Annotated in this window: 16 protein-coding genes; 10 read left to right on the top strand and 6 right to left on the bottom strand. The window is 64.6% G+C overall.

From position 1 onward, the window contains the following. Nucleotides 1–18 precede the first annotated feature (18 nt). The 4 genes from AB0O52_RS07260 to AB0O52_RS07245 form a co-directional block, all read right to left on the bottom strand. On the bottom strand, nucleotides 19–795 hold the full coding sequence (locus AB0O52_RS07260; protein WP_284755345.1) for an amino acid ABC transporter ATP-binding protein: 777 nt from the start codon (nucleotides 793–795) through the stop codon (nucleotides 19–21). Beyond that, nucleotides 792–1766, bottom strand: coding sequence for an amino acid ABC transporter permease (locus AB0O52_RS07255; RefSeq protein ID WP_364535404.1), 975 nt, complete (start codon nucleotides 1764–1766; stop codon nucleotides 792–794). The genes AB0O52_RS07260 and AB0O52_RS07255 overlap by 4 nt, the downstream gene beginning before the upstream one ends. 35 nt (nucleotides 1767–1801) lie before the next feature. Then, nucleotides 1802–2755 (bottom strand): ABC transporter substrate-binding protein, encoded by a 954-nt coding sequence (locus tag AB0O52_RS07250; protein WP_364535401.1) that lies wholly within the window; start codon nucleotides 2753–2755, stop codon nucleotides 1802–1804. A gap of 201 nt (nucleotides 2756–2956) precedes the next feature. Beyond that, nucleotides 2957–4330 carry an isochorismate synthase gene (locus AB0O52_RS07245; protein WP_364535398.1) on the bottom strand — a complete coding sequence of 458 codons (1374 nt, stop codon included), beginning with the start codon at nucleotides 4328–4330 and terminating at the stop codon, nucleotides 2957–2959. 92 nt (nucleotides 4331–4422) lie between these two features. On the opposite strand from AB0O52_RS07245, the gene AB0O52_RS07240 reads away from it, so the two are divergent. The 4 genes from AB0O52_RS07240 (at nucleotide 4423) to AB0O52_RS07225 (ending at nucleotide 8906) form a co-directional block, all read left to right on the top strand. After that, nucleotides 4423–5199 carry a demethylmenaquinone methyltransferase gene (locus tag AB0O52_RS07240; RefSeq protein ID WP_364535396.1) on the top strand — a complete coding sequence of 259 codons (777 nt, stop codon included), beginning with the start codon at nucleotides 4423–4425 and terminating at the stop codon, nucleotides 5197–5199. Nucleotides 5200–5221: 22 nt separating this feature from the next. Then, entirely contained in the window at nucleotides 5222–6580 is a 1359-nt protein-coding gene (locus AB0O52_RS07235) for a geranylgeranyl reductase family protein (RefSeq protein WP_364535393.1), read from the top strand. A 9-nt stretch (nucleotides 6581–6589) separates the two neighbouring features. After that, the gene (locus AB0O52_RS07230; protein ID WP_364535390.1) at nucleotides 6590–7693 is read left to right on the top strand and encodes a polyprenyl synthetase family protein; all 1104 of its coding nucleotides are present in this window, start codon (nucleotides 6590–6592) and stop codon (nucleotides 7691–7693) included. A 394-nt stretch (nucleotides 7694–8087) separates the two neighbouring features. Beyond that, nucleotides 8088–8906, top strand: a complete 819-nt coding sequence (locus tag AB0O52_RS07225; protein WP_364535388.1) for a DUF559 domain-containing protein — start codon at nucleotides 8088–8090, stop codon at nucleotides 8904–8906. Nucleotides 8907–9039: 133 nt separating this feature from the next. On the opposite strand, the gene AB0O52_RS07220 is transcribed toward AB0O52_RS07225, so the two are convergent. Continuing rightward, nucleotides 9040–9462, bottom strand: a complete 423-nt coding sequence (locus AB0O52_RS07220; RefSeq protein WP_364535385.1) for a hypothetical protein — start codon at nucleotides 9460–9462, stop codon at nucleotides 9040–9042. A 13-nt stretch (nucleotides 9463–9475) separates the two neighbouring features. After that, nucleotides 9476–10147: a trimeric intracellular cation channel family protein gene (locus tag AB0O52_RS07215; protein WP_364535382.1), complete on the bottom strand. Its 672-nt coding sequence runs from the start codon at nucleotides 10145–10147 to the stop codon at nucleotides 9476–9478. Between the two features lie 63 nt (nucleotides 10148–10210). On the opposite strand from AB0O52_RS07215, the gene AB0O52_RS07210 reads away from it, so the two are divergent. From AB0O52_RS07210 to AB0O52_RS07185, 6 genes are all read left to right on the top strand, one after another. Next, nucleotides 10211–10912, top strand: a complete 702-nt coding sequence (locus AB0O52_RS07210; RefSeq protein ID WP_364535379.1) for a sirohydrochlorin chelatase — start codon at nucleotides 10211–10213, stop codon at nucleotides 10910–10912. 132 nt (nucleotides 10913–11044) lie between these two features. Then, the gene (locus AB0O52_RS07205) at nucleotides 11045–12790 is read left to right on the top strand and encodes a nitrite/sulfite reductase (RefSeq protein ID WP_364535376.1); all 1746 of its coding nucleotides are present in this window, start codon (nucleotides 11045–11047) and stop codon (nucleotides 12788–12790) included. Further along, on the top strand, nucleotides 12787–13503 hold the full coding sequence (locus AB0O52_RS07200) for a phosphoadenylyl-sulfate reductase (protein ID WP_364535373.1): 717 nt from the start codon (nucleotides 12787–12789) through the stop codon (nucleotides 13501–13503). The genes AB0O52_RS07205 and AB0O52_RS07200 overlap by 4 nt, the downstream gene beginning before the upstream one ends. Next, complete coding sequence (gene cysD, locus AB0O52_RS07195) at nucleotides 13500–14543, top strand: sulfate adenylyltransferase subunit CysD (protein WP_364535370.1); 1044 nt, start codon at nucleotides 13500–13502, stop codon at nucleotides 14541–14543. Before AB0O52_RS07200 ends, cysD begins: the two co-directional genes overlap by 4 nt. Further along, nucleotides 14543–15955, top strand: a complete 1413-nt coding sequence (locus tag AB0O52_RS07190; protein ID WP_364535367.1) for a GTP-binding protein — start codon at nucleotides 14543–14545, stop codon at nucleotides 15953–15955. Before cysD ends, AB0O52_RS07190 begins: the two co-directional genes overlap by 1 nt. A 279-nt stretch (nucleotides 15956–16234) precedes the next feature. Then, nucleotides 16235–17389 (top strand): ABC transporter substrate-binding protein, encoded by a 1155-nt coding sequence (locus AB0O52_RS07185; protein ID WP_364535364.1) that lies wholly within the window; start codon nucleotides 16235–16237, stop codon nucleotides 17387–17389. Nucleotides 17390–17529: the final 140 nt, after the last annotated feature.

Raw genomic sequence — 17529 nt, 5'->3', positions numbered from 1 at the left:
ATCGGGCAGCGCCAGGACCTACAGCACGCGGCTGAGGAATTCCTTGGTGCGGGCGTGCTGGGGGTTGGCGATGATTTCGCGGGGGTCTCCGGATTCCACCACCACGCCTCCGTCCATGAAGGTCAGGCGGTCGCCGACCTCGCGGGCAAAGCCGATCTCGTGGGTCACCACGATCATGGTCATGCCGGACTTGGCCAGATCCTTCATCACGTTCAGCACATCGCCCACGAGCTCGGGGTCGAGGGCGGACGTCGGCTCGTCGAAGAGCATCAGCTCCGGTTCCATGGCCAGGGCCCGGGCGATCGCGACGCGTTGCTGCTGGCCGCCGGAAAGCTGTGCCGGGTAGTGGTTGGCCCGGTCGGCCAGGCCCACCCGATCCAACAATTCGAGGGCTGCCTTCTTGGCATCGCTCTTGGATTTGCCCTTGACCTGCACGGGAGCTTCCATGACGTTGTACAGGGCGGTCTTGTGCGGGAACAGGTTGAAGCGCTGGAAGACCATGCCGATTTCCCGGCGTTGCGCGGCGATTTCCCTGACCTTCAGGTCGTGGAGGCGGCCGTTGACTTCGCGGTAGCCGATCAGCTGGTCGCCGACGGAGATGCGGCCGGCGCTGATGGTTTCAAGCAGGTTCACGCAGCGGAGCATCGTGGACTTGCCGGAACCGGACGGGCCGATGACAACGGACACTTCGCCCTGGTTGACCGTCAAGTCGATGCCGCGGAGCACGTGGTGGGGACCGAAGTACTTGTGGAGGCCTTCGATCCGCACCAGCGGTTTCTGGGTGGTGATCGTCATTTTGCCTCCTCCTCGGGGAATTCCATCTTCAAGGACGGCTCTGCTTCGGCACTTGGTGCCACTGCTGCGGCGGCTTTTGCGGCTGCAGGATTGATGAGGGCTGGAGCCTGGTTGGTATCCACGCCCTTGCCGTAATACTTCTCGATGTAGTGCTGACCCACCATGAGGAGACTGGTGACCAGAAGGTACCAGAAAGCAGCAATGATCAGGAGAGGGATGGGGAGGTAGATCCGATTGGCCAGGGCGTTGGTCGCGAAGGTCAGATCGAGCGTGAACGGCACGGCCAATACCAGGGAGGTGGTCTTGAGCATACCGATGGTCTCATTGCCCGTGGGCGGGACGATGATGCGCATGGCTTGGGGCAGGACGATCCGCCACATGATCTTGCCCTTGCCCATTCCGAGGGCTTCGGCGGCTTCGGTCTGGCCCTTATCCACGGATTTCAGACCGGCCCGGAAGATCTCCGCAAGATACGCGGATTCGTTCAACCCCAAGCCCAGGATGGCCGGGATGAGGCCGTGGGTCGGGTCCGAGAGCGCGTAGCTCACAAGCTGAGGGCCAAAAGGAATCCCGAGGGAAATTGTCGGATAGAGAACCGTGACAAGCCCCCAGAAGAGCAGCTGTGTGTAGACCGGGGTGCCGCGGAAAAACCAGACCCAGAGCCAGCTTGTGTAGCGAAGGACCGGGTTGTCCGATTGGCGCATGACAGCCAACAGGATGGCCAAGACAATCGCCAGAACCATCGAGGCGACAGTCAGGAACAGCGTCCAGCCGACACCTTGGACAACCTTGACGTCCAGGATGTATGTCCCGACTACGTCCCAACGGAAGTTGGGGTTCGTGATCGCGCTCTGCACCATGAGGATCACGGCGCCAACGATGATGACGGCGCTGATCCAGCGGCCAGGATGCCTGACCGGCACCGCATCGTTCAGCACTGGCGCTGCGTGGCCTGGTTGATGATGATCCATCTGTGCACCTGATTTGTTATCGGTGGCGGGAATACTCAAGACTTGACCGCCGGGTTGACCTCGGACTTGGTGATGGCGCCTTCGGCGTTGCCCCAGCCACTGAGGATCTTCTTGTATGAACCGTCAGACATGAGCTTGGTCAGCGTCTTCTGGATGACATCGGCGAGGGCGGTGTCCGACTTGGCAACGGCGATGCCCTGGGGAGCAGCGTCGTAAACGTCGCCGAGCCGCTCAAGCTGGCCGTTCGTCTGGGTCAGGGCGTAACCGATGATGGGGGAGTCTGCTGCCATGGCGTCGATGCTGCCGTTGACGAGCCGGGTGGTGACGTCGGTCTGGTTCTTGAGCGTGACGATGTTGATCGGCTGCTTGCCGTCAGCTGCGCACTTCTTGTTGCGGCCGGAGAGGTCCGGGTCTTCCTGGACGGTGCCGGTCTGCACGCCGATGGACTTGCCGCAGACGTCATCCAGGGAGAACTTCTTCGGGTTGCCCTTCTGCACGGCCCAGGCGGTGCCGGCGTTGAAGTAGCTGACCATGTTGACGGCGCCGAGACGCTCGGGGTTGATGGTGAAGGACGAGATGCCCAGATCGTACTTCGGGCCGAGGGCGGGGAGGATGCCCGTGAATTCGGCGGTCTGCACCTGGACCTTCAGGCCGAGGGTGGCGCCGATCGCCTTGGCGATGTCGACGTCGTAGCCGACCGGGGTCTGTCCGTCCGGTCCGAGGAATTCCGCAGGAGCGTAGCTCGTATCCGAGCCAACGGTCAGCGTGCCCTTGGACTTGATGGCCGCGGGGACCATTGCGGCCAGGGTGTCGTCCTTGGCGATGGTGCTGGGGTCAAAGCTTGCATTGGCACTGCCGGAAGGCGAGGCGGCGCTCGACGGGCCCGCCTCCGAGGCGTTGGTGCAGGCAGTCAGTGCCAGGGCGCCGATTGCGATGATTGTTGCAGCCTTGAGCGTCGAACTGACCGGAAGCGAACGGAATTTCTGCATTTTCTTACCTTTTGTTGCAGTGGATGCGAAACTAATCGGTTCATAGTGTAGCGCCGAACATGAGATGTGCGTCACAGAAAACTAAGTTTTACTATTGGATAACCTACCAAGTAAAAAATCAAGACCCCCAACGGGGCTATTGTCTCGCATCCCAGACATCCGCGGGGGTAGCTTTGGAACGGAATCCTCGGGTTTGGACTCTTAGCTGCTGATGCCCAGCGACTCGAGCATCGGCCGGAATTTGGCCCAGGTCTCGGCCAGTTCGGCGTCGGGAACGGAGCCTTCAACGATCCCGCAGCCCGCATACAGGCGCACGGTCGTAGGACTCTCGATGATTGCGCCGCGCAGTGCAATGCCCCACTCGCCGTTGCCCGCGGCGTCGAGCCACCCGACCGGGCCGGCGTACGGTCCGCGGTCCATGTGCTCAAGCTCCCGGATCAGTTCCCCGGCCACCAAGGTAGGCGTGCCACACACGGCGGCCGTGGGGTGAAGCGCGTTGATCAGGGCCAAGCACGTAGGGACATGTCCCTCGATATCGGCAAGCTCGGCCTTCACGTCCGATGCCAGATGCCACACATTGGGCAGTTCCAGGATGAACGGTTCGCTGTGGGCATTCATAGCTTCGGAAAAGGGTGCGAGCTGGGTGGTCAGTGATTGGATGGCGATCTCGTGCTCGTGCCGTTGTTTCTCGGAACCGGCCAGCACCCGTTCGGCGTATTCCATGGGGGAACCGTCCACGCCCTCGGCGTCGCGGCGGTCGAGCGTCCCGGCAAGGACCCGCGCTTGCGCAGTGCGGCCCTCCACCTGGATGAGCATTTCCGGCGTCGCTCCCACCAAGCCGTCGACGCCGTAGGTCCAGCATTCTCGGTAACGGCTGGCCAGCTGCCGCAGCACTTTGGCGGCGTTGACGCCGTCGGGCAGCGTCACCATGACGTCGCGGGCGAGCACGAGCTTCTCCAGCTTCCCGGTCCGGATTTCCGCCACGCCCTCGGCCACGGCCTGCTTCCAGGCGGTTTCGCTCAGCGAGCCGCTCTCCAGCGTGACCTTCCCGTCCAGGTGCCCGACGCCGGAGCCTCCCGCCGCCGTAAGCTCACCGTCCTCTGACTCGCGTTCCTCTGACCCGCGTTCGTCTGACTCGCGTTCCGTGGGGCTGAGCCAGCCTGCCAGGGCGGCGAGGGCGCCCGCTTCGGTGAGTTCGACGTCGTCGAGCGTCAACTGGGTGAGCCACGACTTCCCATCCCGGATCCCCACAACAATTTCCGGAAGGATCAAGCGTGATTCAAAGGCGGATGTCTTGGAGAAGGCAAAGGAGCCAAAGGCCACAGGGCCGGTGCCGGGGATTTCAAGGGGGTCCGTGACGTCCGCCTCGATGACCAGATGGCGCCACCAGATATCGGCCTCGAGAAAGCGATCGGGCCCGGAAGCGGTGAATCGCGCGAGTTCGCCGAAGCCCACCAGTCCGTTCTCGCGGCGGGACCAGCACAGGACATCGTCCCTGACCAGAAATGACGGCAGTCCCCCGGAGGATGAATCAACATCGAGGGGGACTGTCAAGGTGCGGAGCGTACTCGTCATGATGGAACAACATTACTCCCGCGGGCAATGGGAGCCGTGCGGACCGGTGTGCCCCGAAAGTTCTTCCCATATTTGTCTGAGACAATTGCAGGGTGAACCGAGCATCCTTGGAAAAGCGTCCGGACGAAGTTGCGACGATGTTTGACGATGTCGCCCCCAAATACGACGTCGTCAACGATGTCCTGTCCTTGGGGCAGACCCGGCGTTGGCGCCGGGTTGTCGTGGACGCGATGGATGTTCGGGTGGGCCAAAGGGTCCTGGACCTAGCTGCCGGGACCGGCACGTCCAGCGAACCGTACGCCGACGCCGGAGTGGACGTTGTGGCCTGCGACTTCTCACTCGGGATGCTGAAGGTCGGCAAACGCCGTCGTCCGGACATCGACTTCGTGGCCGGGGACGCCACCAAGCTGCCCTTCGCGGACAACTCCTTCGACGCGTGCACAATTTCCTTCGGCCTGCGCAACGTCAACGAACCGCACAAGGCCCTCGCAGAGATGTTCCGTGTCACCAAGCCGGGCGGACGCCTGGTCATCGCCGAATTCTCGGCCCCCGTGGTGCCCCTCTGGCGGACCATGTACACCGAATACCTCATGCGCGCACTGCCCGCCATCGCAACCAAGGTCTCCTCGAACCCGGACGCCTACGTGTACCTCGCCGAGTCCATCCGCGCTTGGCCGGACCAGGACCATCTGGCCGCGTGGCTGCAGGAAGCCGGCTGGACCGACGTCACCTACCGCAACCTGAGCGGCGGTATCGTAGCGGTGCACCGCGCCCAGAAGCCCGGTGCCGAACACCGGGAAAGCGTTCCCGTGGCCAAGCTGCGCCGCCAGATCAAGCCGCGCCGCCAATCCGGCGATCAGTCCCGCTAACCGGCCTATTAACAAGGACGCTGTGAACGTACTGATAGTCGGCGCAGGGCCAGCCGGGTCCACCGCCGCGTACTACCTTGCCCAGGCGGGCATTTCCGTGACGGTTCTGGAAAAAACCGCCTTCCCGCGCGAGAAGGTCTGCGGCGACGGCCTCACTCCCCGCGCCGTCCGCGAAATCCAGAAGCTTGGCCTCCCGCACGCCGAGGATGAGGGTTGGCGCCGCAACAAAGGCCTCAGGCTCATCGCCGGCGGCCGCACCATTGAATTGCCGTGGCCCGAGGTCGCCGATTTTCCCACGTACGGACTCATCCGGACGCGCCTCGGATTCGACGAAGAGCTGGCGCGGCACGCCCAGTCGGCGGGCGCCGTCGTACTTGAACGCCACAGCGTCACCGAAGCACTGCGCGACGACGCCGGGCGGGTGATCGGCGCCCGCGCCGCGTTGCTCGACGAGTCCGGACGCAAGACGGGCGAAACGCGCGACTTCCATGCCGACGTCGTGCTCGCCGCAGACGGCAACTCGACACGGACCGCCGTTTCGCTCGGCATGCACAAGCGCGACGACCGCCCGCTCGGCGTCGCCGTCCGCACCTACTTCACCTCGCCCCGGCACAACGACGACTGGATGGAAGGCTGGCTCGAGCTCCCCGGCAAGTCCGGCAAGCCGCTGCCCGGCTACGGTTGGGTGTTCGGCGTCGGCGACGGCACGTCCAACGTCGGCCTCGGAATCCTGAACTCCTCCAAGGAATTCGGCAAGCTCGACTACAAACAGGTCTTGCGCGAATGGACCGCCGGCATGCCGTCCGAATGGGGCTTCACACCCGAAAACCAGGTGGGGGAGATCCGCGGCGCCGCACTGCCGATGGGCTTCAACCGCACCCCGCACTACTCGCCCGGGCTCATGCTCCTGGGCGACGCCGGCGGCATGGTTTCACCGTTCAACGGCGAGGGCATTTCCTACGCCATGGAGTCCGCCCGCTTCGCGGCCGAGTTCATTATCGACGCGTCCTCGCGTTCCCGTTCAGCCGGATGGGGTTCCGGGACGGAGGCTTCCAGGGCCGCCGACGCGCACCTTTCGCGCTACGCGGACTACGTGCGGGACCAATGGGGTTCTCACTTCACCTTGGGCCGCGTCTTTGCTGCCCTCATCGGCAAGCCCGCGGTCATGAAACTCGCGCTGCGGACAGGCATGCCCATCCCGGTGCTGATGCGCTTCGTGGTGCGGATGCTCGCCAACCTCACGGATGCGTCCGCCAAGGGTTTCGAGGACCGCGCCATCCGCGTCCTCGAAATGCTGGTCCCGGCCACCTCCAACACCACATCCACCGCCGCTTCCACCCGCGTCGGCACCGAATCAACGCTTTCCTCCGCGAAAAGTTAGGGTTAACCCGTGACTCACTCTGCCGAACACAGTTGGACGCATGCCGGGCACGGCTTGCCGGACGCTGTCGAACCCGCTCCCACCACTACCGCGATCGCTACTGGCCTGCAGCTTCCGGCCGGTTTCGCGGCGATCGCCAAGGACGTGGAACTGGGTCCTGCCATCACCACCAACCTTGCCCGCGTGGAAAAGAAGCTCCGCGAAGCTATTGCCAACTCGGACCCCCTGGCTGACGCAACGTCGCGTCACCTGGTGGAAGCCGGCGGCAAACGCATCCGCCCGCTGTTGACCCTCCTGTGCGCCCACCTCGGTGACGCCTCCCGTCCGGAAGTGGTCCAGGCCGCCGTCGTGGTTGAACTGACCCACCTCGCGACGCTCTATCACGACGACGTGATGGACTCCGCACCCTTCCGCCGTGGCGCCCCCACGGCCCACGAAGTCTGGGGCAACTCAGTGGCGATCCTCACAGGTGACCTGATCTTCGCGCGTGCCTCGATCCTGGTGTCCGAACTCGGTTCGCGTGCCTTGGGAATCCAGGCCCGCACCTTCGAACGCCTGTGCCTCGGGCAGTTGCACGAAACCGTGGGCCCGCGTGAAGGCGAGGACGCGGTGGAGCACTACCTCTCCGTCATCGCCGACAAGACCGGTTCCCTCGTTGCCGCTTCGGGCCAGCTCGGTGCCATCTTCGCCGGTGCCGACGAAGCCTTCGAGGATGTACTGGTGGAATACGGCGAAAAGGTGGGCGTGGCCTTCCAGCTGGCCGACGACGTCATCGACGTCACCGGAGTCAAGGTCAAATCCGGCAAGTCCCCGGGCACGGATCTCCGCGAAGGCGTACCCACTCTGCCTGTGCTCCTGCTCCGCAAGGCCGCCGACAATGGTGACGAGTCCGCCGTCGAACTCTTGAAGCTGGTGGACGGCGATTTGTCCTCCGACGAAGCCCTGGCCCGGGCCGTCGCCGGGCTGCGCGAGCATCCTGTCACCGCCGAATCCTGGGTGATCGCGCGGCAGTGGTCCGCGGAAGCCATTGAAGCTTTGAAGCCGCTCCCCGAGGGTGTGGTCAAGGAGTCGCTGACAAACTTCGCCCACGCCGTGGTGGAGCGCGCCAGCTAGCTGGGACCACCCCCGTAGCCAGTCGGGCGGGGGCGGCCGTAAATGCAATGGCCCCGGTTCCTTGCAACGCTACGAGTCTCGCGTTGCAACGAACCGGGACCATAATCTCCGTTCGCATCAGACTCACCGGAGGCATTTAGTGAATCCGGTTACAGCCTATGACAACTTTGTCACGGGTGCAACTTTCTCGGTCAAAGAGTTTTTCGGAGTTTGTCGGGACTTCTGCGGCGTAAATTCCCCACCTTTGATGGCCTCTTGGACCCCGAGGCCTGGATTCTCGGCGTCGGAATTCCGGCAGCTCGCTCAAAGCCGGGGAGTTTCGGCGGTGGCACGCTTATCCACATAGCGAAGCTTTCACCTTTCGGTGTCAACGCCACGCTGCTGGAGTGGCTCTATGGACCTCGTTGGCTTCCTGAATTACGCAGGCACCGCTGCGAGAACCTCCACGGTGAAGGAGGCTGGCTTCTCCGACCGTGCCATCCGGGCAGCGGTTGCCCGAGGCGAGGTCGCGCGGCGGCGCCGGGGTGTGCTGGCCTTGCCCGTCGCCCACGAAGACATCGTCGCAGCCCTCAGCGCGAACGGACTGCTCACCTGCGCATCCGGAGCCCGGCACCACGGAATCTGGGTCTTACACGAACCCAGGACCCTCCATTTGCTGTGCAGGCACGGCAATGCCAAGGATTTTGTAGTCCACCGTGAGTCAGTTTTGGAGACTCGGCACATCCGTCCTGTGGCCAGCCTGACAGACACGCTGCTGCATTCGCTCCGGTGCCTGCCTGAAATTGAGGCTGCCATCATGGTGGAAAGTGCTCTCCTCCAAGGCCGGACCAATCTTGATTACCTCCGTGAGAGGCTACCCGGCAACCGGAACGGGGTGGCCCGAAAGGTGCTCTCGCTTGTCGACGGTTCGGCCGATTCTCCAATTGAGGTTGTGGCGCGGATACTTTTCCGGCAAGCAGGGATCCGTACCGAGACGCAGGTCGAATTGCCCGGAATAGGCATTGTGGATTTCTTGCTGGAGGGCAGGCTGATCGTGGAGGTGGACGGGGAGAGCCACCTGCAGCCTCGGCAAGTCAAGAAGGATCGGCGACGCAATAACGCAGGAACTGTGAAAGGTTTTCTGGTTCTTAGATACGACTATTCGCAGATTGTGTATCAGCCAGAAACGGTGCTTGCCGAGGTTCTCCAGGCCCTACGCCAAAAAAGCCGCTGAAACTCCCCGGTTTTGGCTAGTCGCAGGCCAGACCCACAGAAGAATAGCCCCGGAAACAAGGGGGAGGGGAGCTAAATACAACCCAAAGGTGGGGAGAAAGCTCCGCCCTCCGCCATAAGCCCCCAGCAAAGCCCTAGTCTTCGTCGCTGAAAGCCCAGTCGAACATGTCGAACACGAATTCGGAGAACGTGCCTTCTTCGGATTTCCACTGGCCGCGGGCGTTGTTCCGACGCCAGACGATGGGATCCGGGACGCCGAGGTCGCCTACGCGGAAGCCCCAGGTGAACTGCTCATCCTCGTCCTCCAGGAACATGAGGAAGCCTTCGTCGTCCACTTCGAGCTCTTCCGGGTCCCAGAAGTAGTGGTAGGCCTCCATGAGGTCCTCGCAGCCACCGAGCGCGAGGTAGAACTCGCGAAGCACCATGGGAATGGTGAACGAGTGGGCTGACAGTGCTTCGTCCAGCTCGGAGGCGGACAGCCCATCTTCTTCCTGCCATTCGTCCTCGAGATACTTCGGTACAAGCGCGCGGAACTTCTCGAGGAACATGTCAGTCATGCTCCCATCCTAGCTAATCCCGGCCGCGTGAATCGGCGCCCGGGGAGACCCCGGCGCGGTGCCATCCCCGGACCGCCAAGGGCACCCGCCAACCCCAACGCCAAGCCATTACCCGGAAGGCGAAAACCCAGGCGGCAACCAGGGCCGCTGCAAGTCCGTTGAAGGTCCCGATGTTCCAGAGCAAGGCCGTCAGCGCGGCTCCCGTGAAGGCCGGCAGGGCGTAGAGATCCCGGGCATTGAAGAGGGTGGGAATTTCATTCGCCGTGATGTCCCGGAGCAAGCCGCCGCCCGCGGCCGTGGTGACGCCCAGGAGGATTGCGGCCACCGGATTCATCCCTGCGGCCAGTGCCTTGAGCGTGCCCGTAATGCAGAACAGGGCCAGCCCGCCGGCGTCGAACAGGGTCAAAAGGGACGTGAAGCGCTGGATGCTCGAAAACAGGAAGTACACCAGGATCGCGGCCAACAGGGGCGGCACCAGGTATACCGGGTTGGTGAACGCCGCGGGCGGGCCGGCGTTGATGATGATGTCGCGGATGACACCGCCGCCCAAGGCCACGAGCGAAGCCAAGAGAACTGAGCCGATGATGTCGAACTGCTTCCTGGCCGCGAGCAAGGATCCGGACACGGCGAAAAAGAAGACGCCGGCCAGATCCAGCCATACCAGCGCAAGGTCAAAAGTGAACAAATGCAGCTCCGTTCTCCGTTCACAGACGGGCGATCATGCTCGCCCAACGTTACGCTTGCACGCATGAACAGCCCCGTCTTGATCGCGTGCGCCCACGGAACCCGGAACGTCGAAGGGCAAGCCGCTATCCGCCAGGTCATGGCGGAGATCGAGGCCTTGCGGCCCGGCTTGACCGTCGTTGAGGCCTACGTGGACGTCCAGGAACCGGAGTTGTCCGGCGTGGTGGCCGGCCTCCCGGAAGGCACGCCCGCCGTCGTCGTTCCCTTGCTGCTCAGTACGGGCTACCACGTCAAGGTGGACATCCCGAAGGCGATCAAGTCCCGTCCGGAGGTGTCCGCGGCTCCGCCGCTGGGGCCGGATCCGCGGCTTGCGGAGCTGCTCGCCGCACGGTTGCGCGATTCGGGCCTAGGCGACGACGACGGCGTCCTGCTGGCCGCCGCGGGCTCGTCGTTGCCGGACGGTTCCGTCGATTCGGAAGAGCAGGCGCGCCAGCTCGCCGAGCTGCTGCCGAACAAGGTTCGCGTCGCCTATGGCGCCAGTGCCGAGCCGAACGTGCCCGACGGCGTCGCGGCCTTGCGCACGGAACTTACCGCCGGGGGGCTGGGCAGAGTGGTGGTGTCCTCGTACCTGCTGGCCACGGGCTACTTCCACGACCAGCTGTCCAAGGCCGGGGCCGACGTCGTGACGGCACCGCTGCTGCCCTCTCCGGTCCTCGCGGAGATCGCCCTGGAGCGCTACGACGCGGTGGTTGGTGCCAGCTCCTGAGCGGGTTTTTCGAATGCACAGCACGGCCGGGTGAACAAGGCCCGACGGCGGTTCGTGACGAAATGTTTCCCTAGGTGACTCTTCGTTTCTGCGTCGTTGTTGGAGAAATCTGGCCAGCCCTACAGTCGATGCATGACTGATACAGCTCTAGCCGGAGCGTCTGCGGACGAGGCTGCACCCAAGCGCCCGGCCCGCACCGCACGTCCTGCCGCGAAACCCCACGGCCAGTGGAAGGTTGACGGCACCGCGCCGCTCAACGCCAACGAAACCTGGAAGCAGGAAGACAGCGGGCTGAACGTCCGTGAGCGTATCGAGTCTGTCTACTCCAAGCACGGCTTCGACTCGATCGATGGCACGGACCTCCACGGCCGTTTCCGCTGGTGGGGCCTGTACACCCAGCGCAAGCCCGGGATCGACGGCGGCAAGACCGCCACGCTTGAGCCGCACGAGCTCGAGGACAAGTACTTCATGCTCCGCGTGAGGATCGACGGCGGTGCCCTCACCACCGAGCAGCTGCGCGTCATCGGCCAGATCTCCGTGGACTTTGCCCGCGGCAGCGCCGACCTGACCGACCGCCAGAACATCCAGCTGCACTGGATCCGTGTTGAGGACGTGCCGGAGATCTGGCGCCGCCTCGAATCCGTCGGCCTGTCCACCACCGAGGCTTGCGGCGACGTGCCGCGTGTCATCCTTGGTTCCCCGGTTGCCGGCATCGCCAAGGACGAGATCATCGATCCCACTCCGCTGATCAACGAACTTGCGGAGCGCTTCATCGGCGACCCGGAACTCGCCAACCTGCCGCGCAAGTACAAGACCGCCATCACCGGCCACCCCTCGCAGGACGTTGTCCACGAAATCAACGACTTCGGCCTGGTCGGCATGGTCCACCCCGAACTCGGCGTCGGCTACGACCTCTGGGTGGGCGGCGCGCTCTCCACCAACCCGATGCTCGCCAAGCGGCTCGGCGCGTTCGTGAAGCCCGAAGAAGCCGCCGAAGTGTGGCTCGGCGTCACCAGCATCTTCCGCGACTACGGTTACCGCCGCATGCGCACCAAGGCTCGCCTGAAGTTCCTCATGGCCGACTGGGGGCCGGAGAAGTTCCGCCAGATCCTCGAGGACGAGTACCTCGGCTTCAAGCTTTCCGACGGGCCCGCAGCACCGAAGCCTTCAACTCCCGGCGACCACGTCGGCATCCACGAGCAGAAGGACGGCAAGTTCTTCATCGGTGCCACGCCCTTGGCCGGACGCCTCTCGGGCGGCCAACTCGTGAAGCTCGCGGACACCCTGGAAGCCCGCGGCTCGTTCCGCCTCCGCACCACCCCGCACCAGAAGATCGTCGTGCTGGATGTCGCCAAGGAGCAGGTTGAGCCGCTCGTGGCTGAACTGGACACCCTGGGCCTCTCCGCCCGCCCGTCCGTCTTCCGCCGCGGCACCATCGCCTGCACCGGTATCGAGTTCTGCAAGCTCGCCATCGTCGAAACCAAGGTCACGGCGGCCACCGCCGTCGCCGAGCTGGAACGCCGCCTGGCCGACCTCGCGGACAGCGGTCAGTTGCCGCAAGCACTGTCCCTGCACATCAACGGCTGCCCCAACTCCTGCGCCCGCATCCAGACCGCGGACATCGGGCTCAAGGGCATGATGTTGCCAACGCCCGACGGCGACCCCACCCCGGGTTTCCAGGTTCACTTGGGCGGCGGGCTGGCTTCGTCCAGCCGCGAAGAAGCAGGCCTCGGACGCACCGTGCGCGGCCTCAAGGTCTACGTCGAGGACCTGCCCGATTACGTCGAGCGGGTAGTCCGGAAGTTCGTGGCCGACCGCGCCGAAGGCCAGACCTTCGCCGAATGGGCACACTCCGCAGATGAAGGAGATCTCCAGTGACCACCACCACCTCCCTCCGCTCCCACGACGAACTCAAGGCCCTGGCCGAATCCGGTGCCGCGGAGCTCGGCTGGAACGCGCCCGCCCGTGACGTCATTGCCTGGGTGGCCCGCAACTTCGAACTGCCCGCCGTCGCCGTGGCCTGCTCCATGGCCGACGCCGTGCTGCCGGCCCTCGTCGCGGACCAGTTTCCCGGCGTCGACGTCCTCTTCCTGGAGACTGGCTACCACTTCCCGGAGACCCACGCCACGAGGGACGAAGTCGCCGCGAACCTGCGGGTGAACATCGTGGATGTGCTTCCCGAGAACACCGTGGAGCAGCAGGACCGCCTTCTTGGCAAGGACCTGTTTGCCCGCGACGCCGCCCAGTGCTGTGCGCTCCGCAAGGTCCAGCCCTTGCGCCGCACGCTCGCCGGCTACGAAGTCTGGTTCACCGGTGTCCGCCGCGACGAGGCTCCCACCCGGACCAACACTCCGCTGGTCACGTGGGACGAGGCCAACGGCCTGGTCAAGGTCAACCCGATGGCCGACTGGAGCTTTGACCAGTTGGTCCAGTACTCCGAAGACAACATCCTTCCCGTCAACCCCCTCCTGAGCCAGGGCTACCCGTCCATCGGATGCCAGCCCTGCACCAGGAAAGTGGCCCCGGGAGCGGACCCCCGCTCGGGCCGCTGGGCAGGAACCGACAAGACAGAATGCGGACTACACGTATGAGTACCCAAATCACCAACGAGGACCTGGAGTTGTCTGTGCTGGAAACCGACGCTGCTGAGACGCCGACTGCCGCCCAGGGAGTGGCATCGGGCCTGTCGGAGCCGCGCGGCGAAGGGGCGGGGGCGGCAGTCGGCGTCGAAACCTCTGAGCGTCTTTCCTCACTCGACACTCTCGAGTCCGAGGCCATCCACATCATCCGTGAGGTTGTCGCCGAGTTCGAGAAGCCAGCGTTGCTGTTCTCCGGCGGCAAGGACTCCGTGGTGATGCTGCACCTGGCCACGAAGGCGTTCTGGCCTGGCAAGGTGCCGTTCCCCGTGTTGCATGTGGACACGGGACACAACTTCCCCGAGGTCATCGACTTCCGTGACCGCACGGTGGAGCGCCTGGGCCTGAAGCTTGTGGTCGGCTCGGTGCAGGAGTTCATCGACCGTGGCGAACTTGCCGAGCGTGCCGACGGTACCCGCAACCCGCTGCAGACCGTGCCGCTGCTGGATGCGATCCAGCGGAACAAGTTCGACGCCGTTTTCGGTGGCGGCCGCCGCGACGAGGACAAGGCCCGTGCCAAGGAACGCATCCTGAGCCTGCGCGACGAGTTCGGCCAGTGGGACCCCCGCAACCAGCGCCCCGAATTGTGGAACCTGTACAACGGCCGCCACACCGTGGGCCAGCACGTCCGCGCGTTCCCCATCAGCAACTGGACCGAGCTGGACGTGTGGCGCTACATCGAGCGCGAAGGCATTGAGCTGCCCGGCCTGTACTACGCCCACGAGCGCGAGGTTTACGAACGCGACGGCATGTGGCGTGCGGTCGGCGAGGTTTCCATGCCGAAACCCCATGAGGAAGTCGTGACGAAGCTCGTGCGCTACCGCACTGTGGGCGACATGTCCTGCACCGGCGCCGTTCTTTCCGACGCCCGCACGGTTGCCGACGTCGTTGTCGAAGTCGCCGCATCCACCCTCACCGAACGTGGCGCTACCCGTGCAGATGACCGCATCTCCGAGGCAGCCATGGAAGACCGCAAGAAGGACGGCTACTTCTAATGAGCACTGAGACTTCACTCCTGGAGACTGGCCTGCGCGAATCTACTCTGTTCCGCTTCGCCACGGCTGGATCCGTCGACGACGGCAAGTCCACCCTGGTGGGCCGCCTGTTGCACGATTCCAAGGCGATCCTTGCCGACCAACTCGACGCCGTGGCCCGCACCTCAGCGGACCGTGGCTTCGGCGGAGCCGGTGCCACCGGCAGCCAGGCGATCGACCTCGCCCTCCTGACCGACGGCCTTCGCGCCGAGCGGGAACAGGGCATCACCATCGATGTCGCCTACCGCTACTTCGCCACCGACCGCCGCAGCTTCATCCTCGCGGACTGCCCCGGCCACGTGCAGTACACCAAGAACACGGTGACGGGCGCGTCCACTGCGGACGCCGTCGTCGTACTCATTGACGCCCGCAAGGGAGTCCTGGAGCAGACCCGCCGGCACCTGTCGGTGCTGCAGTTGCTCCGCGTGGCGCACGTGATCGTCGCTGTGAACAAGATCGACCTCGTGGAGTTCAGCGAGTCGGTCTTCCGCGAGATCGAGACGGACGTGCAGAAGGTTGCCCGCGAGCTTGGCTTGGGCCGCGATGGCATTGCAGACGTCGCCGTCATCCCGGTATCGGCGCTCGACGGGGACAACGTCGTGGACCGCTCGGACCGTACCCCTTGGTACAGCGGGCCGGCCCTGCTCGAGGTGCTGGAAACCCTTCCGGCCGCCGACGAGCTCGAAAGCCACCTGGAGAGCTTCCGCTTCCCGGTCCAGCTGGTAATCCGCCCGCAGGGCGCGCTGGCTCCCGACGCCGTCGCCGCAGGGCTCGACGTCGGGGCGTACCGCGACTACCGTGCCTACGCCGGCCAAATCACCGAAGGGACCGTGAAGCTCGGCGACAAAGTCACCGTCCTGAGCCCGGGCCACGAGCCCCGGATCACCACCGTGACAGGGATCGACTTCGCCGGCAGCGAGCTGGCCGAGGCCACTGCTCCGCAGTCCGTGGCGATCCGCCTGGCCGATGAAATCGACATCGCCCGTGGTGACACCATTGCCGCCGCCGGGACCGTGCGCGAGAGTTCGGCCGATCTGTACGCGGCGCTGTGCTGGCTTTCGCCCAAGCCGCTGCGCGAAGGTGCCAAGGTCCTCGTGAAGCACGGTACCCGTACCGTCCAGGCGCTCGTCCGCAATGTGACGGGCAAGCTGGATCTGGCCACGTTCAATGTGGAGGCTGCCTCCAGCCTTGAGCTGAACGACATCGGCAACGCCCAGCTTCGACTGGCCGCGCCCTTGCCGTTGGAGAACTACCTCCACCACCGCCGGACGGGTGCGTTCCTGGTGATCGACCCCGTGGACGGCAACACCCTGGCCGCCGGCCTGGTGAAGGACCACCCGGGCGACCACGAGGACGAACGTTACGTCATCTGACGTTCTTGGCTACTGGAACCGCAGCTTGTTTCCCAAACCCCGCCTTCAAGGCCCGGGATGGGAAACAAGCTGCGGTTTTTTGTGCTGGAGACGCCCCAATTGTGACGCCGCGTGAACGTGCGTGACCCCGGGTTTCCGGGTCATTGAACGGCAAATATGACAGTCCCTATGGTGAATCCATGACCTCATCGGATTGGTCCTTGCTTGCCCTCCCGGGGCGATGTCGCAGGGCCTGACAAACGCCCTGCCCCTTCCGCAACGCATCCCAAGGATTCCCCCATGTCAAACACCCCAGAACCCACGCCGCCCGCCTCGAACCCGGGAACCACGCGCATCGTCGCCGGCGAGACCAACAAGCCCAAGCGCCGCCGCACGCTCGAGATCGGCATCGCCGTCGGACTCGTCCTGCTGATCGGTGCCGGCGCCGCCGTCGCATCGGTTGTCGCGAAGAACAACGAAACGCAGGCCGCGGCGGCAACGACGCCCGCCGCCGAACTCCGGCTCGGCTACTTTGGCAACGTTACCCACGCCCCCGCACTTGTCGGGGTGAGCAAGGGCATCATCGCCGGCAAGCTGGGCAGCACCAAGCTCACCACCCAGATCTTCAACGCCGGACCGGCCGCGGTCGAGGCCCTGAACGCCGGCGCGATCGACGCCGCCTACCTTGGCCCGAATCCGGCCATCAACTCCTTCGTCCAGAGCAAGGGCGCGTCCATCAGCATCATCGCCGGTGCTGCCTCCGGCGGAGCCCAGCTGGTGGTCAAGCCCGGCATCAACTCCGCCGCGGACCTCAAGGGCAAGACCCTCGCCTCACCGCAGCTCGGCGGCACCCAGGACGTGGCACTGCGCGCCTGGCTCGGCAAGCAGGGCCTGAAGAGCAACCCGAACGGCGGGGGTGACGTCGCCATCAACCCGACCGACAACGCCCAGACCCTCAAGCTCTTCCAGGACGGAAAGCTCGACGGCGCGTGGCTGCCCGAGCCCTGGGCCTCACGTCTGGTGCTCCAGGCCGGAGGCAAGGTCCTCGTGGACGAGAAGGACCTGTGGGATAAGGGCCAGTTCCCCACCACCATCCTGATCGTGAGCAAGAAGTTCGCCGCTGACCACCCGCAGACTGTGACCGCGCTGCTCCAGGGCCACGAAGCCTCGGTCAACTGGCTCAACACCGCGTCCGCCGCCGACAAGGCCACCGCCATCAATGCCGCGCTGAAGGCGACCGCGGGCAGCACGCTCCCGGCCGACGTCATCGACCGCTCCCTGAAAAACATCACCTTCACCGTGGACCCGCTCGCCGGAACCTACAAGAAGCTCCTTCAGGACGGCGTCGACGCCGGCATCACCAAACCGGCCGACATCAACGGCATCTTCGACCTCCGCGCCCTCAACAGCGTGAGCGGGCAGAAGACCTCGGCCGCAGGACTGGGCCAAGACTGAACCGCCAAGCCCCAACTGACTCGCAGTTGTTGTCGGTTTGAGGGCTCATAACGACAACAACTGCGAGTCAGTTGGGAACTCAACAAAACGAAGGCACGAAAGAAGGGCGGGGCCCAAGAGAGGGTGAGCACACGGCTGAA

This window comes from Arthrobacter sp. NPDC080073 (genome assembly GCF_040686575.1).
GTDB lineage: Bacteria > Actinomycetota > Actinomycetes > Actinomycetales > Micrococcaceae > Arthrobacter.
This window is presented reverse-complemented; position numbering and strand designations above follow the sequence as displayed.